Source organism: Rheinheimera sp. A13L (assembly GCF_000217935.1).
GTDB lineage: Bacteria > Pseudomonadota > Gammaproteobacteria > Enterobacterales > Alteromonadaceae > Pararheinheimera.
On sequence record NZ_AFHI01000012.1, the window covers coordinates 248,219 to 270,175 of the forward strand.

Consider the following 21,957-nt stretch of genomic DNA (forward strand, 5'->3'; position numbering starts at 1 on the left):
CTTGAAGCCGCAGCTTTGTTGACTGCCAGCTTTTATAAATAAGGTCGCCCCAGTCACATAGGACTACTATGCTCCTGGGGACTCCCACACTTGTCGTCGCGCTGCAACATCAATTACTTTGGGTAAGTGCACTTGCTGTTCAGGCGAAGACTGTGACCGTCTGGCGGCTGATGGCTGCCAACTGGCCGTCCGGTTGCCATAACTTGGCTTCAATATGATGATAACCATCAGCTCCATGTTCAATGCTGGCCAGATAGGACCACCAGTTCGTCGTTGTGGCTGTTGATTCGCTTGCCTGATGTGGCTGAATAAACTCGATAGTCCAGGTTAAAGAACTGGCAGGAGCAGGCTGGTTTAATAAAGTTAAACTGACCGGAGGCCAGGCATCCACTAAAGCCAATAACTCCAATACGCCTGCTGCAGTACTGTGACCTTCAGCAAAACGTATTAAACCGCCCAGCTCTGTGCTGCTACCACCTGAAAACGGCATCACACCCCGTTTGATTTGATAATCAAAATGTCGGGTAAATTCAGGCACAGGGCCTTGTTTGGGCATCACCAGAGCTTTTTCGGTAAAAACCGGAGCTGTTTCGCTTGCGATCTTATAAGCAGAAGGCCGCTCTACGCCAAAGCTGGCGAGCAACACTAAAGCCACCTGTCCCTGCTGCGTAATTTCCACCATAGCCTGAACAACAGACTTGCCCTGACGCAATATACGCCTGAAGACTGTCGCAGGCCCTGCATTTAAAGGGGCAACAAAAGACACGGACACAGAGCGCAGCGGAATTTGTGCTGGCAGCTCTGTGACTAAATGCGCCAAAGCTAAAGCCGACGCCATACCACCAAACACAGCACGACCCTGACCCCACTGCTCTGGTACTTCAATCTGAAGCTCATCTGGCTGTCCGGCTTTAAACTGCTGCATTACATCGGCAAATACCATGATTCTGTCCTTTTTTTACTTTAGTGGCACAGCCACTTTTTATGCCCTGGCGGCGTAGCCGCCTTTTATGCTGCAGTAGCTTTGCCACCTGGAAAAGAATATCTGATAATTCGCCCAACTACCGTAGCGTACTGGCGTAAAAAACTGCCGCTGTTATAAGCAATGCCGTATTTTTTCGCAATAGCCTGCACTTGGGGAGCTACCGTCAGATAATGCAAAGCAGGCATATCCGGAAATAAGTGATGTTCAATCTGGCAGCTTAAATGGCCGGTTAAAATATGAAACCAGCGTGGCCCGGTAAAATTAGACGAGCCCAGAATTTGCCGGTAATACCAATGCCCACGGCTTTCACCCTCGCATTGCTGCTGGGTAAAAGTGTGAACATCAGCGGTAAAATGACCACAAAAAATCACAGTGGAAGTCCATAAATTACGGATAATATTCGCAAGCAAATTGCCAGCTAACACCCATAACCACATAGGCCCGGCAATCAAAGGAAAAAACACATAATCTTTAAACAGCTGCCGTGCACCTTTGCCGAAAAAAGCTTTTTTCAGATCGCTGTGGCTGACACTGTTGATGCGGTCAGGCTTCTTTTTACCAAAAAATACCCGTTCACCTGCCAGCTCGTGGTAAGACACCCCCCACTGAAATAACGTACTTAAAACCAGATAAGTGACAAACTGCCATAAATTACGTAGCCGCCAGCGGAAATCATTACTCAGGCGCAATAAGCCATAACCAAAGTCACGGTCCTTACCGATGATATTGGTGTAGGTGTGATGCTCAAAGTTATGAGTGCGTTTCCAGGAACCTGCGTCACAGGCGATATCCCACTCAAAACGCTGTGAGTGCAGCACAGGGTCATTCATCCAGTCGTATTGCCCATGCAAAACGTTATGACCTATTTCCATATTGTCCAAAATTTTTGCCAACGCTAAAAGCGCCACACCTAAAACCCACAACCATGGTGTAAGAAAACCCAGCACCATCAGAATGCGGCCAGAAATGGCGCTTAATCGTTGAGTCAGCAGCATACGACGAATATAACGGGCTTCTTTATCACCCAATTGGCTCATGACACCTGCTTTTACCTGGTCCAGTTCAGAGGCCAGTTCTGCCAGTTGCAGTTCATTTAATCTCATTATGTCACCCTATAACTCTATTTGCAGATCGCTGTGCGCTGCGCTGATACACAACTGAATTTGTTCAGGGCCATCACCTGAGATTTGCCCGGTGCGTAAATTCAGCACCTGGCCTGATTTTTTCTGACACACACACTGATAACAAACCCCTATCCGGCAACCAAAACGAGGACTAAGTCCTTGTTGCTCTGCGGCCTGCAACAAAGGCACACCAGCAGCAACGTCCACGCTAATCACTTTGCCCTGCTGTATCATCAAAGCTTGTTTAACCGGACCTTCAGATCCCCCCCGCGCTAAGCCAAACAACTCGGTATGAATGGCAGTTGCAGACACGCCCTGCTGTATCAGGTCATCAATGAATTGACGACTCATAGCCTCTGGGCCACAAAAATAGTACAGAGCTTTTTGCAAAGAAAAATTGGTGTGGGTTTGTAACCTTTGGACTAAGTTCAGTCGGCCTGTCATTGCTGTTTCAATCAGCTGTACCTTAAATAAAGGCTGTTTTGCAGCCAGCTGGTTCAGTTCAGTTAAAAACGCAGCCTGTACCGCAGTTTTTACGCAATAAAACAACACAATGGGCGAAGTCCAGCAGCGTAAACTGCTTAGCATGGACCAGAGTGGTGTAATACCAGAGCCTGCAGCGACCATCACTATGCTCTGTTCAAGCGCCGAATTAGCTTTAGGTTCAAGTACAAAATCTCCCATAGCGTCACTGATACTCAAATGGGGTAATGCGGCAATGCCAGCAGCCAAAGCTTGGGTAAACTCACCTTGTGGCTGAATACGACAACTGATGCGGATTTGCTTTTGCTGTGTAAACAAAGCTGCAGAAGAGCTGATACTGAAACTGCGGCTGATATAGCGGCCCTGATGCATCATAGTCACTAACAGATGTTGCCCGGCAGTAAAACCAGACCAGGAAGCAGCAGGCTCTAACCAGACACTCAGCATCTGATCGGTTTCCCAGCGAAAATCAACAATACGGGCACTGTGATAATCCGGATGCACCCCAGGCTTATTCCAACGCAGCAGAGGATGCAGGTAATAACTCAGCTTCGGCTGATTGGCCAGCATTAAACTAAATTGGCGATAGAGGCTTTGGCCCCATAAAGAGATCGTTTTGTTCACACTGGTCCTTCCACTTATTTTCAGCGCACAGTTGTACACTAAAAATAAGTAAAACTCCACTTCCAAGTCCTGAAAACACATTAAAAAAACATCAATTCACTGAATTAAAACAAATTTATTAGTTATTAAAATGAGTATAAAAAACGGATTTGAGTGAACAGATGTAATCTTTATTCATTTAAAAAGGAAAATAGAAGGAAGCTGGAACACAAGCCGTCAGTCTTCAGACAAAACGGCTTTTACAGCAACACCAGAGTGAGGTATGAAAACTCAGGCTTTTAGTGCGGCCAGTTGCTACCAGCATCGCAGTTTTCAACCCACAGCACATTGTTACGGGAATCGTTATTGATATATACCTGATTCACTGCAGACTGAGGATAAACCAGCCCATCCCCGCAATCCGCACTTTGGCCAGGCCCTACTACAATTTTACTGCCGACTTTTAAGGTACAACTGCTCATTTGGTTGAGTACACTCCAGCTGGGACAAATAGCATTGGCTTCTCTGTACTGATCCGTTGGGCCTTGCGGCAAACTAAAAGACCACCAGCGACCATACAATGTATAACTTTTAGCCTGATCCCAAACCCGATACACAGTGACAGGAGCTGTAGCTACAAACACCTGCCCCTTACAAAGCTGGCCTTTGTCAGGCTGCCCTAATGCGGATTGCAACAGCTCCGGATCTGAGATGGCTTCTAAGCCAACAGCAGGTGCCTGAATGCTGCCCACACATTCTGTTGTCTGATCAGTAGTGTGAACTGTTTGTGTTGGTTCTGGTGGTGTGGAGGAAGGTAAAGTGCTGCAACCTGCCAGCAATGAGGCCGCTAGCAGTATCCATAACTGTGGTGAATAAAAATGCATAAAGCAAACTCCTTGTTTTTGTGAATTCTGAGTAGCAAGCCTGAATGGATGTACACCAATCAGGCACAAGGAGCTTAGCCCAAAAAATGAGATTATCACCAGAACTATTTTGGGGACGGATAAATAATCTAAGAATTACAGCGTTTTTTCCATAAAAACGCTCAGAGGATCCAACTGATAAGACGCAAAAGGCGCTCTGTACTGGTAACCCAACTTTTCGTACAACCCCAGAGCTTCAGGCTGGGAAATACCGGTTTCAAGCCGTGCCAGCGGGACCTTTTGCTCAAGAAGATAAGCTTCCAGCGCTTGCATAAGCAGTTTCGACACACCACGGCCTCTGTAGGCGTCCAGTACATAAACCCGCTTAATTTCACCATAAAGACCATCATCAGACATTATTTTAACAGCACCACAGCCTGCTAATTCGTCATCCAGATAAGCTCCTAAAAACAATACATTAGGCAAAGCCAGCGCATTTGAGCTTTCCATATGATTACTTTCAGCAGGGTATAAAGACGCCATATAAGCGTCAGATAAAGCTAATAGATGTGCAGCCGCGGCAGATAAGGGATCAAGAGGTTTAATAAGCATCATAAAATTCTATTGAAGGTATTGGGTATAAATAACGGGATCAGAGTCAGAAACTCTGATCCCATCACTTTAATTTAATACAGCCAATGCGCCTTCATACGAAGGTTCATCTGCAGTTTCAGCCACTTGCTCTGTATATAACACAGTGCCATCAGTGCCTATCACTACAACAGCACGGGACAATAAACCGGTCAGAGGTCCAGTAGAAAATTCCACGCCATAATCTTTGCCAAATGAGCTGCGGAAACTTGAACCGTTTTTCACTTGCTCTAAACCTTCAGCACCACAAAAACGCGCCTGAGCAAAAGGTAAATCAGCAGAAATACAGACAACTGCTGTGTTGCTTAAACCAGATAAAGCTTTGTTAAAAGTACGGACAGAGGTCGCACAAGTTGGCGTATCCACACTTGGGAAAATGTTCAGTACCACACGCTGACCAGCAAAATCTGCCAGTTTTAAATCAGCTAAACCTGCACCAGTTAAAGTGAAATCAGGGGCTTTGCTGCCCACTGCCGGCAAATCACCTATGGTCTGAATTGGATTACCTTTTAACGTTACTGTGGCCATAAATCGGCTCCTTGATGAATAATTTAAGGGGTATAGGAAGCACCAAAACCTTTTTTCGGTTTCTTTGGTTTCTCCTGAGCGGTAATAGCCAACTGATAATTCATCAGCTGACCATCTTGAATTTGTACCTGCTGAGTCACCCAATCGGCATTTTGCCATGGATGCCAGAGCTTTAACTGATAATTACCATCCGGCACACCGGTAAAGTTCGCCTGCCCTTTATCATCTGTTACCTGCAGAAACGGACTGTCACCAACATAAATATAAGCCTGCATATAGTCATGAATATTACAACCCAACGCAATAATTCCAGCCTGATCGACGACCACAGGGGCTTCAGGTTTATTGGCATAGAGTTTTAGCTCAAACACCTTGGCTGGAGAAAACGAATAGACATGATGGCGGGTTTTATCCAGATTAGGAAAATCAACAGAGGTGCCTGTCTGATAAGCGGAAACAAAAGGAATAAATGTCAGGTCCTGTTGCTTCACTTCAGCTTTTTTTTGCGCAAACTGAAGGTTAGCAGGATCCAGCAGCTCTACAACCGCATCTTCAAGAGGTTGGCCCTGCTGATCAGTCACAGTAATTTGAACTGCAGCCGCAGATCCAAGGCTACAACACAACAATAGACAAGCAGAAAAAAAACGGGCTAAAGTAGTCATTCACTAGTTCTCCGGGGCCAGAGCAGACAAAAGTCTGATTAAACTAAAGCAGTTTAATCCTCTTGTCATCTTATGCCAGCTAAAGCGGCTGAAACTTTGTTGTGCTGGCTGTTTTTATCAGAAGCTGCAAACTGCTATTCTCAAGGCAGAATACTAAATAAGGAACACAGGATGTCCACTGCCCGTTTTGCTCACTTTTCTATCAAGCTGCTCCCTGCATTATTTTTGAGTACTGCAGCAACGGCTTCTGAACAGCTAAGCCTGCAAGGTCGTGGCGAATTTTACCTGAATAAACAAAATGATACAGCCCATTATTTAAAACCATGGTGGCAACAAGGCACAGGTCAGTTTGGCAGTCACTCCGAAGCAGGGGTTGGCCCTGCGTATCTGGTGGCCCAGCTGGAAACCGATTCCGACTTTTCAGCCACAGTGCATGCCCAGTGGCACAGAGCACCTGAAGCTGGTTTTGGTATCACTGAGGCCTGGATCAACTGGAGCCCTTTACCTGTTTCCGGCTACAGAGTGCGCGGCAGAGCCGGGATTTTTTACCCTGCTATGTCGTTGGAAAACACCGACTTAGCCTGGACTTCACCTTATACAAATTCGTTTTCCGCCATTAACAGCTGGATAGCGGAAGAAATTAAAACCAGAGCTGTTGAACTATCTGTCAGCAGGCCCGGGCGTTTTTTTAAATCAGACCATAGTGTTCAGTGGGTAGGCGCTTTGTTTCAGGGCAATGATCCGGCGGGTTCCATTTTAACCTGGCGTGGTTTTGCCTTGCATAACCTGCAAACCAGCATTGGTGAGCGGGTTCACTTTGCCAATTACCCCAGCATAGCTGCGGGTGGAGAAATTGAACTGCAACCAGCCTGGGTTGAACCTAACCGCGAACTGGATCATAAAACCGGCTATTACACAGGACTGCACTGGCTGCATAAAGATCAAACCGAAATGCGGTTGTATTGGTACGACAACAGAGGCGAACCTACGACCTTTAAAGATGGGCAATATGCCTGGGATACCCGTTTCCTCAGCCTCGCTTTTCAACATCAACTGACAGAAGAATGGCGATTGCTGGCGCAGTATCTGAAAGGCGACACAGCTATGGGTGAACAGACAGTAGTTGCAGACTATCAAAGCAATTACCTGATGCTGAATTATCAGTTGGAACAACACAGCATCAGCGCCCGCTACGATCATTTTGAAGTGACAGATAAAGATCAAAGCTTAACCGATGACAACAACGGTAAAGGCCACAGCTGGACTTTTAACTGGACCTATCAGTGGACAGAACATCTGAATCTGGCGCTGGAACACAGCACTTTAAGCAGTTTCCAACCAAACAGAACCCAATGGGTGGGCTGGCAGGCGCATGCAAAACAGCGTTCCAGCAGTCTGATTTTGGGCTATCGCTGGTAAGTAACACTGTATACGAAGCTGTTGTTAACCCAACAGCATCCAAAGCGCTACAGCAAACATTAAACTGGCAGCAATACGGTTAAGCCACTGCACTTTATTTTGTTGCTGGAAAAATGCGCCTAACGCTTTACCACCACTTGCGTACAGCAGCATAGACAGAAACTCCATTAAAATAATAAGAAAGACCAATACCAGCAGTTGAGGCCAGAACGCCAATTGGCTATCGATAAAAGGCGGTAACAAGGCCATATGAAAAGCCCAGCCTTTAGGGTTAGACACAGCAGTAACAAACCCCTGACTAAATAAAGTGCGTCGTGGCAATAACTCCCGGCTAATACCAGCTTGTGGAATAGCTAATTTGCCTTTGGCCCACCACATTTGCCAGCCGATATAAGCCAAAAATAAAGCACCAGCAATTTTAAACCACTGAAAAACAGTCGGAAATTGCAGCATTATTGCTGCAACTCCACAAACAGCCAAAATGGCAACCAAAGCCACACCTAACATTTCGCCCCACATCATCCATAAAGTACGGCGCACGCCCTGCGTCATTCCAAGCGTCATCGCCAAGGTCATACACATACCAGGTGTGACTGAAACAAATAAAAAAGTCGGAATAAAAGCGCCCATCAAGGCCAGATTTACCATAGCTACCTCATCAGCTGAAGATGGCTATTCTGGCGCTGAACACTGGTGTCGGCAAGTAGCGCCGACTGGCTTTTTACTGCTCTGGTCGCTCGCGAACAAAAACGGCAAAACGAGGTGTGCCTTTATGCGTCAGACCATGGTACTGAAAAGTCACCAGCCGCCCTATTTCCGGCGGATTTTTTCGCTCTTCCACACTAAAACCTGAGCCCAACTTAAAACGCCTGCCATCTGGCAATTCCACCAATAACGCACCTAACATGCCACTGAACTGGCCTTTGCCCGGTAAATGCGCCACTACCCTGGCTTCGGCGTCTTCCGCAAGTTTTAATTTCTGCAAATGACTGACCCGCCCGCTTTGATAAAACGCATCAGCGCGATGCAACATCAATCCTTCGCCGCCTGCGGCCACCACTTGATGCAACCACTCATTCAGTTCAGCCTTGGTTTGCAATTGTTTCTGCTCCAGCAACTCTACAAAAGCATTCTCTGGTAGTTGCTGCCGTAAAAACTGCAGACGCTCTGTAAAAGTGCCCTGCTGTGTTGGCGCATCAAATACCATCAGCCGGATATTTTGCCAGTCTGCACTGCCAGCATCGTGCTGCAACGCCTGCATCACTTGCTGAAACTTGCCCCTGCCCGCCCATAACTCAGCATCCAACGCAAAGTCAGGCAATTGTTTCACTAAATGATCCGGCAACTTTATCCACTGCCCACTGCGACTACGCAGCTGCTTGCCATCCCAAAAGGCTCTGACACCATCAAGCTTTTCGCTGATCCAAAACGCAGAGATGGCTTGGTGCTGCTGATAAGACTGAGCCAGTTGTAACTGGGGTAAGCTGCTTAAAGCAAAAGCCGGTGCCGTTGTCAGCATGGCCGTACAACACAGCGATAAATACAAAATTCGCATTTGTTTATCCTCTTTGTTGTGTTTCCATTTTAACTGTAGCCCTGTTTTATTTGAAAATAAAATGTTAACTAAAATGCACTTTTTTAGTGCCCTCTTGTGCACTAAGAGAACATCAAGCTGTTGTTTTTTATAATAAACCCGGTCCGAAAATAATAAATTTACCAATAAAATCAATTAATTGACATCTGGCTGTCATGCATGGGTATAGATACTGCTTCTGTTTTGTGGCTGGTTTATCCATTCGTTTGGGAGTCTGTTATGGTTCAGCTTTATTTACGCCAACACCCGCAACGCGATTTGCTGGAACAAGAATTACAGCAACGCTTTTTTCCGGCTCTGGACTCACCCTGTCAGCTTTGTCAGTTTGTGCTGACGCTGTCGGGCACCTCACGCAGTGCTGAATATCAGGCCATGCAGCAACTGGCGCAGCAACATGGCAAAGATCTCGAACTCCATGAGCAAGACTGCAACCTGCAGCTTGGCAGCAGTTGGCTGCGCTGGGAGCGGCACAACGAATTTTCTACTTACACTTTCATCCGGCCCGGTGCTGCGTCCAGTCTGTTTTGTGATCCAGAGGATTTAGTGCCGGATCCACACTGGTTTGCCAGCTTACCCGGCCAGTTATTCCGGGTGGTGCAGATGAGCATAGTGCAACCCGCTCAACTGATAGCAAAAGACCCGGCAGAGCTTTTTGTCAGTGAACACCTAATCAGCAGTATGGTATTTAACGGCAAAGCTCGGATCTGGACAGATTTTCGTAAACACAATGAAGGTGCTGGCCGTATGCTGGTGCTGGACAAAGGATTAAGCCGCAGTGCTTTGGGTGCTTTGGTACAGCAGCTGTTTGATTTGGGCAACTACCGTAAACTGGCCCTGCTGGCCTGGCCTTATTGCAAGCTGGCATTGCATCAGTTGCCGCAACAGGAGCAGCAACTGGCGGTGATCACTTCCCGTATCGAGCAAAAACAAGGCAATGATGAACAACTGCTGGATGAACTGATCCAACTGGCGGCTCAGACAGAACATCAGATCTCGGAAAACAGCAGCAGATTACAGGCCAGTCATGCTTACTACCAACTGACGCTGGACAGATTAAAAAGTCTGGATGAAGAACCCGTTGAAGGGCTGATGTCGTTGCAGCATTTTACCGAACGACGTTTAACTCCGGCTTGGCGTACCGCTCAATCTGTATTAAAACGCCAGCAACAACTGGCAGAACGTCTGGGGCGCTCCACTGAGTTACTGCGCACTCAAATCAATTTAAAACTGGCATGGCAAAATCAGACCTTGTTGTCCTCTATGGACAAAAGAGCCCACTTGCAGCTGAAATTACAAAGTGCGGTCGAACGTTTGTCTGTGGTCGCCATCAGCTACTATTCGCTGCAACTCTTAACCAAAGCTCAGGAAGCTATAGTGCATTGGATCCCTCAGTGGCCAGCCAAAACTATTGAATCTGTCAGTATTCCGGTGGTGGTCTCTATGGTGCTTTGGTATTTCTGGCATTTGCGGAAAAAACTGGCAGAACACTAATACTAAAAAAAGACAAATCGTATCACAGTGAAATCTTCTATAGTTTGAAGCAGATATAACAGGAGGTTCCATGTTCAAAGCGTTTTTGCGGATCAGCCTGGTGCTCTGTTCAGCACTTAGTACCTCTTTATCTGCAGAGCAAAACTGGTTTCCGGTTGAAGTAAAAGCCGACGGTCAAGCACTGGAGTACCAACCACTACAAAGTGTCAGTAAAGCATGGCGGCTCTGTGCTTTATTGCCCCATGGTAAAGATCATTACTGGTGGGGCGTGTCCTGGGGCTTAGCGGAAGAAGCTAAACGTCAGGGAGTACAACTCGGAATTTATGAAGCAGGAGGTTATGAGAACCTGCCACGTCAACGTCAACAATTGCTGGATTGCGTCAGCAATAAAGCTGACGCGCTGATCATTGGCGCTATTTCCAGCGAAGGTTTAAATGATTTAATTTTGCAGCTAAAAGATGCTGGTATTCCTGTTATTGATTTAATTAACGGCATCAATAGTGATGCAATATCTGCCCGCTCGTCTGTATCTTTTGCTGATATGGCAACTAAAAGCATGCTTTATCTGCGTCAGCATAACCAACAACAGGCCATGCGGTTGGCCTGGTTTCCCGGACCAGCCCAGGCGGCATGGGTACAGGACGCAGAGCGGGGATTAAAGCAAACAGTGCAAGGCTCAGAGGTGAAACTTTTACATGGTGGTTATGGCGCTACCGACAATTTTTCGCAGGCCACTTTAGTTCGGCAACTATTTAGCCGTGAACAACCCCATTATGTGCTGGCAAATGCAGTGGCTGCTGCCGTTACTCAAAGTTTTCTTTCGACCGAACAGCAGGCCACAACTCATGTCATGGCCTATTACGCCAACCCTGAAGTGATGAGGCTGTTGCAGGCAGGTCAACTGCTGGCAGCAGCTACAGATTCACCTGTGATCCAGGCCCGTATCAGTATAGATTTGGCTTTACGTATTCTGGAAAAACAAGCTTACGCCAAACAAGTCAGCCCGCAAATACGGATTTTGGATCAGCACAACATAAAGCTATTGTCTTTGCAGCAGATCATAGCGCCAAAACAGCAATGGATGATCCGCCAGCCTTTAAGCCCTTAGTCTTTTCAGCATCAGAGTTTGGGGCCAAAACATAAATCTCCGGCATCACCCAAACCCGGCACTATATAGGCCTGTTCATTCAATTGCTGATCCAAAGCACCTAACCATAAATAACTGTTTTCGGGTAAATGCTGCTGCAAAGCCGCTACGCCTTCAGGTGCAGCGATGGCCGCTGCTACATGCACAGAACGGGGAGTGGCCTGACTTGCAATCAGTTGCCAGACTTTAAGCAAAGAGCAGCCTGTAGCCAGCATAGGGTCTATCAAAATTAAATCACGGCCTGTTAAATCAGGCAAAGCGGCATAATTCATCCGGATTTCAAGTTGTTCAGCGCTTTCGCCTTCTACCCGATAAGCACCAATAAAGCCGCTGTCAGCGTCGTCAAAGGCATTAGCAAAACCCTGATAAAATGCCAGGCCAGCTCTTAACACAGTCACTAGCACAGGAGGCTGCTGTGGCACTGGGATTTCGGTTTTCCCCAGTACGGTTTCTACTTCAACCTTTTGTACCGGCAGAGTTTTTGCCAGTTCTGCTGCCAGTAAAAAACCTAAACGCTCTAAGTTAAACTTAAAACGCAGCCGGTCTTTTTGAATAGCCGGGTCACGCAGTTGTAACAAGATCGGGTGCACTAAACCCGGAGATAAATTCAGCTGAAATAGGTTCATAAAAAAGCTCGGTCACTGAGTATGATTCAAAGGGTATAGTTTTTTTCCGTCAGGACGCAACCTGTTCTGAACAGATGACCTTGATTTTATCCATAGCGGCGCCATAACAGCATTATCAGGGTTTATTTGGAGCACTTATTGTGCCTTTGTTGCTGTTAACTTTACTGACCTTAGTGGTGTTGGCTGCGGTGTTTTTGCCTTCAGCCTGGCGGCGCCATCGCCGGAAAAAAATTCAGCAGCAGCCTTTTCCTGCGGCCTGGCGTCACATTCTCAAGCAGCGTATGCCCTACTTCCGCGCTTTGCCTGCCGATTTGCAGTTGCAACTGAAAAAGCTTATTCAGGTTTTTGTTGCCGAAAAACAATTTGTCGGTTGTGCAGGTTTAACTGTGACTGACGAAATGAAAGTCACTATAGCGGCGCAAGCCTGTTTGCTGCTACTGAATAAACCTGCTCATTATTATCCAAAACTGCAGCAAATCCTGATTTACCCCGCAGCTTTTGTGGTGCCAGCTCAACAATCTGATGCTGCGGGTGTAGTCAGTGAAAGTGCACAGGTTCGTTTGGGTGAGTCCTGGCAAACTGGCCAGATTGTGTTGTCATGGGTGGATACGTTGCACTCTGCCGCCATCTGCAACGATGGCCATAATCTGGTGATCCATGAATTTGCTCATCAGCTCGATCAACTCAAAGGTCAGGCCACAGGTGCGCCTTTGCTCAGAAGTGCAGAAGCTTATCAAGAGTGGTCACAGGTATTATCCCGAGAGTTTGAGCAGTTGCAGCGCCAGTTGGCTCAGGGTTTACCTACCTTGTTTGACTCTTATGCTGCCACTAATCCAGCCGAATTTTTTGCGGTGATCTCTGAAGTGTTTTTTGAACAACCTGATTTATTTGCCGCTCAACATCCGGCTTTGTATCAGCAATTAAAATCTTTTTATGCGCTGGATCCATTGGGCTGGGTGCACACTCACCCTGTAAATCAGCATTAACCTCAGAAAAAAGTCGACCCTAGAAGGGCATTGCGCAATAATAACCGCCATTTTTTTAGCAAGCAGCGGATACACAGACAATGCAAATCACCAAAGATACAGTGGTTCAGTTTCATTACACCTTATCAGATGAAACTGGTGTGTTAGAAAATTCCAGAAGCCAAGACCCGGTTTTATACCTGCAAGGTCATGGTAACCTGATTGAAGGTCTGGAAAAATCAATGGAAGGTCATCAGGCCGGTGATCAATTTACCGTCACTTTAGCCCCGGCCGATGCTTATGGCGAGATCGCTGCCGACTCCATTCAAAGCGTTCAGGTGAAACACCTGATGGGCGCAAAAAAATGGAAACCGGGTATGGTGGCCGTGGTCAATACAGAACAAGGTCAACGTCAGGTTACTGTAGTCAAAGTGGGCATGTTTAAAGCTGAAGTGGATACCAACCACCCATTAGCAGGCAAAACCTTAAGTTTTGATATTAATGTGATTGATGTGCGTGCTGCATCTGCAGAAGAAATCGAACATGGTCATGCACATGGCGTAGGTGGCCACCACCACCACTAAGTCGTAGTCAGGCTTTTATTTCAGCCGGACTTTTTGGTTCAGCAGCTCTGTTGCAACTGCTGAACTGAATTAAACCTTGTCCTTGAGCTGCGCATTGGTTAGATTAATAGAATGTTAAGGAAAATCCAGAGGCATTGTTCTGATGCGATATGTTTTAGCCCTTGTGGTACTGCTGTTTAGCGGACACGGTCTGGGCAGTCCATCAAAACCACTGCTAAGCTGGGCAATTAACACTGGCCCTCCTTTTCATATAGTAGGTGGATCTTTTAACCAACAAGGCCTATGCGACCAATTACTCACCAGTATCCAAACTCATCTGCCCGACATCAACCATCAGAATGTACTGATGCCACAACCCCGTATTCATCAGGCACTGAATAACAGAGAAGCTTTATGCTTTCCTTGCATGATCCACAGAGCCCAGCCGACTAAAACTGCGGTGTTCAGCAATCCCACTCATTGGTACAGACCTCAGGGAGTCATTACCCGTCAGGCGCTGGCCGATCATTTGACTCAGCAGTTTGGTTCCCCTCTGGTATTGGCGAAACTTCTGGCCGCAAAAACCTTTAAACTTGGACTAGCGGCAGGCCGCAGATATGGTGATATAGAACCCTTACTGGAACCTTATCGTAAAAATGAGTTAATACGCTCAGGCGACAATGGACCCATTGCGTTACTGAACATGATCCAGAGTGGTCGTATTGATTTCACTCTGGACTACGACATTATTCTGACCTACCTGAATAAAACAGCACCACAACAGGCCAAAGGTCTGGTTTATGTACCTATTGTCGAGTTACCTGCGCCTATTGCCGGAGCTGTGGGTTGCAGCAATAGCGAATGGGGCAAACAACAAGTGGAGCTGATCAATACTGTGATACCTAAAGTTCAGACCGATCCAGCCTTCCGCCATAGTCTTCATTTATGGTTTGATGGCAAGGTTTTGAAAGCGCCTTCAGAGCCGAAAATCAAGACAGAGCGGTAAATGGAGATAAATCAGTATGTTTGATCGAAAAACTTCAACAAAATTCAGCTGCAAAGCCTGCTTATACCAGTTAAAATCGGACGAAATGGCAGCTGCCTGAACTCATGGATAAGAACTTGTCATCCCCACCAGATTTTAATCAAATGCAATTTGATAACTACCGTGACGAAAGACCGTCAGAGCAAGCCGCACCCGCCATTCAGCAGACGCGTCGTCGTAGCCTGATCCCCTGGTTATTTATTTTGCTGTTGATCTCTGGCGCAGCACTGGTGACTTACGAGCTGTATACAGCCCATTACCAATCCACTGAAATCAGTGCTTATGCAAAAAAGCTGACTTATCAGCTGCAATCTGGCCCGACAGAACAAGTGTCCTACCCTATAGCAGGGCCTTTTGATCAACGTTTAGGCTATTCAAAGTTAGCTAAATTTATTCCAGCTTTAACTGAACGTAATTTTGTGGTGGAGCAACAAGCCGCTTTTTCACCTGAACTGTTGTTTTACACTCAGTTAGGTTTTTTTCCGCCTTACCGCGAAAAAGCTCAAGGTGGTTTGTTAATTGGCGACTGCCGGAATGAAGAGTTGTTTTCTTTTTCTCATCCACAACGAGTGTATAAACACCCGGCTGATGTTCCTGCCGTAGTGCGTGACAGCCTGCTGTTTATTGAAAACCGAAAACTGTTAACCTCCCCTGCCCGCGCTAACCCGGCTGTCGACTGGCCCCGTTTTATGATGGCCGCAGTATCTCAGGTGACTAAAGTTTTAAATTTAGAAGGCCAATCTGCCGGTGGCAGTACACTCGCCACTCAAATTGAAAAATACCGTCACTCGCCTCAGGGTTTAACTCAAAGTTTTACCGACAAGTTTTTGCAGATGGTATCGGGTTCAGTGCGGGCTTATCGGTATGGCGCCGACACCTCGTTAACACGGCATGAAGTAGTGCTGGATTACTTAAACTCAGTGCCTCTTTCATCAGCCCCGGGTTTTGGTGAAGTGCATGGTGTGGGTGATGCGTTATGGGCCTGGTTTGGTACCGACTTTAGTCGTTTTAATCAGGTATTAAATGCTGAACCTACAGAGCAAAACAAAAGCTTAAGGGGTCTGGCTTTGCGTCAGGTGATGGCACTGATGATAGCCCAGCGTCGCCCTTCGTATTATTTATTGCAAGGTCATGATGATTTAGAACAACTGACCAACAGCCATTTGCGGGTGCTGGCCAATGCAAAGGTGATAGATAAAGATCTGGCCGATTCAGCCATGTCGCAACGTTTATTGTTTAAAGGGGGTAAAGCTCCGGGCATTAAACAGGATGCTCAAACACTCAAAGGCATTAACGTAGCCCGTGGCCGTTTAGGTACCCTGCTGAATCAACAGTTATACGATTTAGACAGGCTGGATTTAACCGCCAAAGTGTCCTTGCATCATGAACTGCAACAAAAAGTCAGTCATTACCTGAATAGTCTGGCCTCCCCTGTAGTCGCCGAAAAGGTAGGCTTGTTAGGTGAAAAACTATTAAGCGCCACTAACACTGACAAAGTGACCTACAGCTTTACCTTATTTGAAAAAACGCCTGGCGGTAACAGAGTAAGGGTGCAAACCGATAATACTGACCAGCCTTTTGACTTAAACGAAGGCAGTAAACTGGAGCTGGGCTCCACGGCTAAACTGCGTGTGCTGACCACTTATCTGGAAATAGTGGCCGAGCTGCATGATTCTTTTATTGATGAGTTGCCAGAAAATCTGCTGAACCTGGAGATAGCCCCCAACGATCATTTAACCCGCTGGGCTGCCACTTATATGGCGCATACGGCCGATCGTGATTTATCAAAAATGCTGGATGCCGCTTTACAACGCACTTATTCAGCCTCTCCTGCCGAACGCTTTTTTACCGGTGGTGGTTTGCAGGTGTTTAACAACTTCCAGAAAAAGGAAGACAGCAGAGTTCCGACTGTGCTGGAGTCGTTAAAAGAATCCATCAACCTGCCTTTTGTCCGTATTATGCGTGACATCGTCTCCTACAGTAGTAGTTACCAGACGGCAGGCAGTACTTCGTTATTACTGAAAAACGACAAAGACCCACGTCGTGAAGAGTATTTACGTCGTTTTGCCGACAAAGAAGGCAGCTCTTTCCTGCAACGATTCTGGCGTAAGTACCAGAAAAAAACCGAAGAAGACCGTTTAAACGCCTTTTTTGAAGGTTTAAAACAAACGCCGGATCGTTTAGCTGCAGTGCACCGCTATTTATTGCCTGAGTCTGACTTTGCAAAATTCAGCGCCTTCTTGCAGCAACGTTTGCCGGAAGAAAACCTGACAGTCAAAGACATTGATGAGCTGTATAACAAATACGGTCCTGGTAAATTCAGTCTGATGGATCAGGGCTATATAGCCCGTGTCCACCCGCTGGAGTTGTGGCTGCTAAGTTTTATGCAACAAAACCCGCAGGCCACTTTTACTGAAGCTGTGAATGCTTCAGCAGAGCAACGTCAGCAGGTGTACCGCTGGTTGTTCAGAACATCGAACCGCAGTGCCAGGGATACCCGTATTCGCATTATGCTGGAGGTAGAAGCCTTTCTGGACATTCACCAGCGCTGGAAAAAACTGGGTTATGCTTTTGATCACCTGGTGCCGTCACTGGGCACGGCTTTAGGCAGCTCAGGCGACAGGCCAGCATCATTGGCAGAGCTGATTGGTATTATTCAGAACGACGGTATGTTACTGCCGACTGTAAGAGTGGATCAGCTGCATTTTGCCGCTAATACACCTTATGAAGTGAAGCTCAAGTACCAGCCGAATGAAGCCCAACGCGTGATGAAACCTGAAGTTGCCAGAGCTCTGCGTTTTGCTTTGTCGCAAGTGGCAGATGGTGGTACGGCCCGTCGTTTACAAGGGTCATTCACTAAAGCGGATGGTTCGCCTTTAGTCATAGGTGGTAAAACAGGCACAGGGGACAACAAAATGGCAACCCAGGTGATCCGTGGCCGCACTGTGCAGTCCACCACCATCAACCGCACTGCAACTTTTGTGTTTTATCTGGGAGAGAATCATTTCGGCACTTTAACTGCTTTTGTTCCGGGTAAAGGCGCTGAAGATTTCAGTTTCACTTCAGCCTTACCGCTGCAGGTACTCAAAGGCATGGCGCCTATACTGAGCCCTTATATCCAGCAAGGTCAACTGTGCCGCTAATCGCGGTGTAGAGCTTCAGTAAAGTCGGGGTGCAGAGTCAAAGACTCTGACCCCGCCATAATCCTTTAGGGAAATGTTCTTCCAAAAAACCTGCCAGTTCGGGTTGTGGTATGGGTCTGGCGATCAGGTAACCTTGTGCTATATCACAACCTTGCTGACGCAACAGCTCCAGTTGCTCACGCGTTTCCACTCCTTCGGCCACCACCTGAAGCTGCAGCTTTTGCACCATGGCAATAGTTGAAGCAATGATTTGAAAATCTGCGGCGTTCTCCAGCATTCCTGACAAAAAACTTTTATCAATTTTGATGCAATCCATCGGCATTTTTTTCAGATAACTCAAAGACGAATAGCCTGTACCAAAATCGTCGATGGCAAAATGAATGCCCATGGCTTTAATTTGCGACATGATGTTCAGCATAGTTTCTATGCTCTGCACCAAAGTACGCTCTGTCAGTTCCAGTTCAAAATAAGAGCCCTGCAACTCGTATTTGTCCAGCAGCCGTTTTAGTGTGGGGATCAATTCAGGGTCAACAAACTGTTCAGCCGACAAGTTAATAGCAATACGGAAATGATGCCAGCCACTGTGCAATAAGCTCAGACATTGCTGCATACATTGTTCGATGATCCAATAGCCCAGTGGCACTATTTGTCTGGATTGCTCCAAAACGGGAATAAATTCATCTGGTGGTACCATACCCCTGACCGGATGACGCCAGCGGATCAGCGCTTCAAAACCATACAAAGCCCCGGTAGCTATGATCATTTGGGGCTGAAAACTAATGCTGAACTGGTTCAGTAACAAAGCTTCCTTTAAATCCTGCTCCAACAGCACTCGCTGCTGCACCCGCTGATACATATCCAGATTATAAGCCTGAGCCCCGTTACCACCATTGAGTTTCACTTCATGCATAGCTAAATCAGCCTGACGTATCAAATCGTCAGCATCTGTCGGCGTAGCCATGCTCATGGTTAAACCTATGCTGGCCGTCATGACAAAGCTTTGCTGATCAATGGTCAAAGGCTGCTGAATACGCTGCAAAATCTGACTGGCTAAACGAAAAGGCGCATCCACATCTGTCAGTTGAGGCAGCACAAAAACAAACTCATCGCCACCAAAACGACAAAGCAAATCGTTGGCGCCACAACAGTCTTTGAACCGCAACGCGACCAGTTTGAGTAACTTATCGCCCTGTGCATGACCCAGGCCGTCGTTAATGCGTTTAAAGTCATCCAGATCAACAAAAAGTACAGCCAGAAACTTTTTATCAGCCGCCTGACTGCTCAGCATACGGTCAAGTTGATACTGCAACATATTGCGGTTTGGCAATGTAGTCAGTAAATCGTACATCGCCACTTTTTCCAGCTCACTGGTATGCTGCTCTACTTTATGATTCAGTTGCTCCAGTTCAACACTTAACTCATCGGCAGCCTGACGTAATAAATCCACTTCATCCGGCCAGGTGCTGGCGTCAAACTGGCTTTGCTGACGAAAACCCGCATATTGTTTTTGCGATAACAAAGGCAAAGCCTGACTGAGCTTTTTTAACCTCAGGCTGATGCGGCGCATGATCAGGTACACGAGCAGCACCATACCACCAAATAAAAAAGCTGAAGTAATGAGCAACTGACGGCGATAGCCATCATTAGTGGCAACAAAATCACTGATATTGTCCACCACTGTCAGGTACACACCTTTACTCTGCATTTCAAAAGCAGAGATCAGGTACTGCTGGCCATTGTAGTGCAACTCCAGCCCTTCACTTAAGGCCAAATCCGCTTCAAGATCAGAGACTTTCTGCAACAAGGCATTCACTAGCTGTGGGTTGGAACTGGATATCAGCTCACGGTCAATTTTCCCTTTAGCAGTTCTGCCGACACGGATCAAAGCCACATCGGAGTTTAAGCTTTGATGCAACGCAGATAAAATGTCGACCAGCGTTGTGGTGACTGTCATTACTGCCACTTCACCAGAGCTGTTCAGTACAGGCAAACTAAGCTGTTTGACACAAAACTGTACACATAAATTGATAGTAGATGGACTTTGTTTTTTCAGTACCTCTTGCACCAGAGTGGGGGAAAAATAAGGGGTCTGTTGACCACTACTAAACAGCAGCTTCATCTCACTATTATGCAACCAGATTTGCTCTATATTCAGATGCAACTGCATATTGGCGCTTTGTTCGGCCAAACGCTGAATAAAAGCGGAAAAATCAGCTTGTTGGCTTAGCTGCACCAGATCAGAAAAACTCTCCAACCACACCCGCAGTTGCTGCTCTATCATGGTATTTTGTTGCAAATATTGCTGCCGTGCCGACTCCCGTTTTACCTGCTGCTGCCGATCAAACTCTTCACTCATCCGCATCAGGCCCAGGCTGGTTTGCAGTACTGTCATACAAAGCAGCGCGCTGATGGTCGCCAGCAAAATTTTCCAGGGTAAACTAAACACAAAAGGCCGCATAACGTTTAAAACCAATACATCAGTTGCATGGCCCACATTTGCCAGTATTCTGATTTGTTATTCTGGACGTCAGGCATTACAGGGTAAGCCAAACGTGCCGTACCTTTCACCCAATGGTGTTCCATAGTCAAACGCAGATTGTCTTTAAAATCATAAGTCAATCCGAAAGTTACATCATCCTGATACCCAAAATAAGCTGGCACCATCCCGCCTGTGCTTTGTGAAAACTTAACCCCACTTCGATCATCTTTGTCCAAATCAAAGCTATCCACACTCAACAAAGCCCAGGTACGAGGCATCAGATTGTAGCGGCCCTGAACATACCAGCCCTGGCTAAAACTATTGCGTTTAAAACCCGGCACATAAAAATCACTGATATCCAGCCGTTCCTGCACCCACTCACCACTCAGCTCCCAGTATTCAGCTGCGTAACGGCCATTCAGCATCACTCGCTGTACCGTCATGCCACCATCACTGTATAAATCCAGTTCGGCTTTTTTGTAGCTAAAATCTGAGTCAAGTAATGAAACACCTAACTGCCAGGCGGATTGATCAGGTCGCCAAAACAGACTAGCCTGATGCACATAATCCTGCTTAGCGTCGCCCTGAGCCAGGGTACTTAACAGGATCTGGCTTTGCTCTTTACTTAAGTTAGTCGCTCCCCAGCTCCAGTTCAGTTCAATTTCCCCTATGCGGGTATCGTGAGTGGTTTTTAACGCCAGACCATCACTGCCCACGGCAATATCGCGGAAGGAATCAAAATACACAGATTGTGGCAGCACTATGGCATTGCGGGTAAAAGGCACATCACGGGTTGCAGAATACAACCAATGCTGGTTCTTAAAGCGGCCAACAAACATATTCAGTCGCCAGTCAAAATCGCTGTACAGAGTCCAGTCCAGAAACAAATAATCCAGGCGGGTGCCTTTGGTATAACGACGGCCGCCGTCCAGATACACCACCTGCCCTGCCAGTCGCAGTTTATCCGACAAAGCCCATGACATATTTACACCTATGTCCGTTAACTCAGCCGAAATACTGTCATCCAGATTAACAAAATTAGTTTCTGGCGCCTGAATAAGCCCCTGTGAAATAAAACCATGCCATTGCAGTTCATCTGCCGGCAACTGCAATGAACAGCCCAGCAGCAGTAAAAGACACAGCTTACTGCGTAACATGAATGACTTTAAGCTTGGATAGTTCATCTGAATTCTCAATATAACCTATAGCACCTTCGGTATTTGCGACCACTTCACGCATTTGTTGCTCTGAAGCCAGCACCACTGGGGCCGAACCTAAACCTGAATACGTAATTTTTTGCCAGATCCTGTCCAGCTGATAGGGAAACATTTGTAGTTTTTCTTTGGCAAAACTCTGGTGGATCGGATTTTTTGCAGACAATACAAAAACCCTGATGGTTGTACCATCAGGCCAGTTTTGTTGCCGCATCGAATAAATGGCGCGCAGCTGAGTGACAGTCAACTGGTCCATAGCTACAGCAGGATGAGTTACGACTTCGGTAGCAAAGGCAGAACATGCCCAAAGCGCAAAGCCAGCAACGGCAAACTTGATATTCACGTCTATGTGATTCCTCACTATATACCCAG

At 46.8% G+C, this 21,957-nt stretch carries 20 protein-coding genes; 7 read left to right on the forward strand and 13 right to left on the reverse strand.

Features of this window, described 5'->3' with window-relative positions; all coding sequences use genetic code 11:
* Positions 1-139: 139 nt before the first annotated feature.
* From RHEIN_RS08610 to RHEIN_RS08640, 7 genes are all read right to left on the reverse strand, one after another.
* Positions 140-943 carry an acyl-CoA thioesterase gene (locus tag RHEIN_RS08610; protein ID WP_008898593.1) on the reverse strand — a complete coding sequence of 268 codons (804 nt, stop codon included), beginning with the start codon at positions 941-943 and terminating at the stop codon, positions 140-142.
* Between the two features lie 65 nt (positions 944-1,008).
* The gene (locus RHEIN_RS08615; RefSeq protein ID WP_008898594.1) at positions 1,009-2,088 is read right to left on the reverse strand and encodes a fatty acid desaturase family protein; all 1,080 of its coding nucleotides are present in this window, start codon (positions 2,086-2,088) and stop codon (positions 1,009-1,011) included.
* Between the two features lie 9 nt (positions 2,089-2,097).
* The gene (locus RHEIN_RS08620; RefSeq protein ID WP_158005475.1) at positions 2,098-3,216 is read right to left on the reverse strand and encodes a flavin reductase family protein; all 1,119 of its coding nucleotides are present in this window, start codon (positions 3,214-3,216) and stop codon (positions 2,098-2,100) included.
* Between the two features lie 278 nt (positions 3,217-3,494).
* Entirely contained in the window at positions 3,495-4,079 is a 585-nt protein-coding gene (locus tag RHEIN_RS08625) for a hypothetical protein (RefSeq protein ID WP_008898596.1), read from the reverse strand.
* 135 nt (positions 4,080-4,214) lie between these two features.
* Complete coding sequence (locus tag RHEIN_RS08630) at positions 4,215-4,673, reverse strand: GNAT family N-acetyltransferase (protein WP_008898597.1); 459 nt, start codon at positions 4,671-4,673, stop codon at positions 4,215-4,217.
* Between the two features lie 66 nt (positions 4,674-4,739).
* Positions 4,740-5,237, reverse strand: coding sequence for a thiol peroxidase (gene tpx / locus RHEIN_RS08635; RefSeq protein ID WP_008898598.1), 498 nt, complete (start codon positions 5,235-5,237; stop codon positions 4,740-4,742).
* 23 nt (positions 5,238-5,260) lie between these two features.
* Positions 5,261-5,899 (reverse strand): methylamine utilization protein, encoded by a 639-nt coding sequence (locus RHEIN_RS08640; protein ID WP_008898599.1) that lies wholly within the window; start codon positions 5,897-5,899, stop codon positions 5,261-5,263.
* A gap of 171 nt (positions 5,900-6,070) precedes the next feature.
* On the opposite strand from RHEIN_RS08640, the gene RHEIN_RS08645 reads away from it, so the two are divergent.
* The gene (locus RHEIN_RS08645; protein ID WP_008898600.1) at positions 6,071-7,318 is read left to right on the forward strand and encodes a hypothetical protein; all 1,248 of its coding nucleotides are present in this window, start codon (positions 6,071-6,073) and stop codon (positions 7,316-7,318) included.
* A 24-nt stretch (positions 7,319-7,342) separates the two neighbouring features.
* Here RHEIN_RS08645 and RHEIN_RS08650 read toward each other — a convergent pair whose 3' ends face one another.
* Positions 7,343-7,966, reverse strand: coding sequence for a LysE family translocator (locus RHEIN_RS08650; protein ID WP_008898601.1), 624 nt, complete (start codon positions 7,964-7,966; stop codon positions 7,343-7,345).
* A gap of 73 nt (positions 7,967-8,039) precedes the next feature.
* Positions 8,040-8,873: a DNA ligase gene (locus RHEIN_RS08655; protein WP_008898602.1), complete on the reverse strand. Its 834-nt coding sequence runs from the start codon at positions 8,871-8,873 to the stop codon at positions 8,040-8,042.
* 258 nt (positions 8,874-9,131) lie between these two features.
* Here RHEIN_RS08655 and RHEIN_RS08660 point away from each other — a divergent pair, with 258 nt between their 5' ends.
* Positions 9,132-10,403 carry a DUF3422 family protein gene (locus RHEIN_RS08660; protein WP_008898603.1) on the forward strand — a complete coding sequence of 424 codons (1,272 nt, stop codon included), beginning with the start codon at positions 9,132-9,134 and terminating at the stop codon, positions 10,401-10,403.
* 70 nt (positions 10,404-10,473) lie between these two features.
* Positions 10,474-11,511: a TMAO reductase system periplasmic protein TorT gene (torT, locus tag RHEIN_RS08665; protein ID WP_008898604.1), complete on the forward strand. Its 1,038-nt coding sequence runs from the start codon at positions 10,474-10,476 to the stop codon at positions 11,509-11,511.
* 11 nt (positions 11,512-11,522) lie between these two features.
* On the opposite strand, the gene upp is transcribed toward torT, so the two are convergent.
* The gene (gene upp / locus RHEIN_RS08670; RefSeq protein ID WP_008898605.1) at positions 11,523-12,176 is read right to left on the reverse strand and encodes a uracil phosphoribosyltransferase; all 654 of its coding nucleotides are present in this window, start codon (positions 12,174-12,176) and stop codon (positions 11,523-11,525) included.
* A 140-nt stretch (positions 12,177-12,316) separates the two neighbouring features.
* Here upp and RHEIN_RS08675 point away from each other — a divergent pair, with 140 nt between their 5' ends.
* The 4 genes from RHEIN_RS08675 (at position 12,317) to RHEIN_RS08690 (ending at position 17,892) form a co-directional block, all read left to right on the forward strand.
* Complete coding sequence (locus RHEIN_RS08675) at positions 12,317-13,162, forward strand: zinc-dependent peptidase (RefSeq protein WP_008898606.1); 846 nt, start codon at positions 12,317-12,319, stop codon at positions 13,160-13,162.
* Positions 13,163-13,242: 80 nt separating this feature from the next.
* The gene (locus RHEIN_RS08680) at positions 13,243-13,725 is read left to right on the forward strand and encodes an FKBP-type peptidyl-prolyl cis-trans isomerase (RefSeq protein ID WP_008898607.1); all 483 of its coding nucleotides are present in this window, start codon (positions 13,243-13,245) and stop codon (positions 13,723-13,725) included.
* Positions 13,726-13,867: 142 nt separating this feature from the next.
* Entirely contained in the window at positions 13,868-14,710 is an 843-nt protein-coding gene (locus tag RHEIN_RS08685; protein ID WP_008898608.1) for a hypothetical protein, read from the forward strand.
* Positions 14,711-14,826: 116 nt separating this feature from the next.
* Positions 14,827-17,892 (forward strand): transglycosylase domain-containing protein, encoded by a 3,066-nt coding sequence (locus tag RHEIN_RS08690; RefSeq protein WP_237704350.1) that lies wholly within the window; start codon positions 14,827-14,829, stop codon positions 17,890-17,892.
* Between the two features lie 37 nt (positions 17,893-17,929).
* Here the strand turns inward: RHEIN_RS08690 and RHEIN_RS08695 are convergent, their stop codons facing one another.
* Genes RHEIN_RS08695 through RHEIN_RS08705 form a run of 3 tightly spaced genes read right to left on the reverse strand, consistent with a single transcriptional unit; the run spans position 17,930 to position 21,928 of the window.
* Positions 17,930-20,350: a putative bifunctional diguanylate cyclase/phosphodiesterase gene (locus RHEIN_RS08695; protein WP_008898610.1), complete on the reverse strand. Its 2,421-nt coding sequence runs from the start codon at positions 20,348-20,350 to the stop codon at positions 17,930-17,932.
* Positions 20,351-20,355: 5 nt separating this feature from the next.
* On the reverse strand, positions 20,356-21,555 hold the full coding sequence (locus RHEIN_RS08700; RefSeq protein WP_008898611.1) for a hypothetical protein: 1,200 nt from the start codon (positions 21,553-21,555) through the stop codon (positions 20,356-20,358).
* Positions 21,515-21,928: a substrate-binding domain-containing protein gene (locus RHEIN_RS08705; RefSeq protein ID WP_008898612.1), complete on the reverse strand. Its 414-nt coding sequence runs from the start codon at positions 21,926-21,928 to the stop codon at positions 21,515-21,517. The genes RHEIN_RS08700 and RHEIN_RS08705 overlap by 41 nt, the downstream gene beginning before the upstream one ends.
* Between the last annotated feature and the right edge of the window lie 29 nt (positions 21,929-21,957).

What these genes read in the sequence shown, in the direction of transcription:
- RHEIN_RS08610 (WP_008898593.1), bottom strand. Translation starts at nt 943, where the DNA reads ATGGTATTTGCCGATGTAATGCAGCAGTTTAAAGCCGGACAGCCAGAT.
- RHEIN_RS08615 (WP_008898594.1), bottom strand. Translation starts at nt 2,088, where the DNA reads ATGAGATTAAATGAACTGCAACTGGCAGAACTGGCCTCTGAACTGGAC.
- RHEIN_RS08625 (WP_008898596.1), bottom strand. Translation starts at nt 4,079, where the DNA reads ATGCATTTTTATTCACCACAGTTATGGATACTGCTAGCGGCCTCATTG.
- RHEIN_RS08630 (WP_008898597.1), bottom strand. Translation starts at nt 4,673, where the DNA reads ATGATGCTTATTAAACCTCTTGATCCCTTATCTGCCGCGGCTGCACAT.
- tpx (WP_008898598.1), bottom strand. Translation starts at nt 5,237, where the DNA reads ATGGCCACAGTAACGTTAAAAGGTAATCCAATTCAGACCATAGGTGAT.
- RHEIN_RS08640 (WP_008898599.1), bottom strand. Translation starts at nt 5,899, where the DNA reads ATGACTACTTTAGCCCGTTTTTTTTCTGCTTGTCTATTGTTGTGTTGT.
- RHEIN_RS08645 (WP_008898600.1), top strand. Translation starts at nt 6,071, where the DNA reads ATGTCCACTGCCCGTTTTGCTCACTTTTCTATCAAGCTGCTCCCTGCA.
- RHEIN_RS08650 (WP_008898601.1), bottom strand. Translation starts at nt 7,966, where the DNA reads ATGGTAAATCTGGCCTTGATGGGCGCTTTTATTCCGACTTTTTTATTT.
- RHEIN_RS08655 (WP_008898602.1), bottom strand. Translation starts at nt 8,873, where the DNA reads ATGCGAATTTTGTATTTATCGCTGTGTTGTACGGCCATGCTGACAACG.
- RHEIN_RS08660 (WP_008898603.1), top strand. Translation starts at nt 9,132, where the DNA reads ATGGTTCAGCTTTATTTACGCCAACACCCGCAACGCGATTTGCTGGAA.
- torT (WP_008898604.1), top strand. Translation starts at nt 10,474, where the DNA reads ATGTTCAAAGCGTTTTTGCGGATCAGCCTGGTGCTCTGTTCAGCACTT.
- upp (WP_008898605.1), bottom strand. Translation starts at nt 12,176, where the DNA reads ATGAACCTATTTCAGCTGAATTTATCTCCGGGTTTAGTGCACCCGATC.
- RHEIN_RS08680 (WP_008898607.1), top strand. Translation starts at nt 13,243, where the DNA reads ATGCAAATCACCAAAGATACAGTGGTTCAGTTTCATTACACCTTATCA.
- RHEIN_RS08685 (WP_008898608.1), top strand. Translation starts at nt 13,868, where the DNA reads ATGCGATATGTTTTAGCCCTTGTGGTACTGCTGTTTAGCGGACACGGT.
- RHEIN_RS08695 (WP_008898610.1), bottom strand. Translation starts at nt 20,350, where the DNA reads ATGCGGCCTTTTGTGTTTAGTTTACCCTGGAAAATTTTGCTGGCGACC.
- RHEIN_RS08700 (WP_008898611.1), bottom strand. Translation starts at nt 21,555, where the DNA reads ATGAACTATCCAAGCTTAAAGTCATTCATGTTACGCAGTAAGCTGTGT.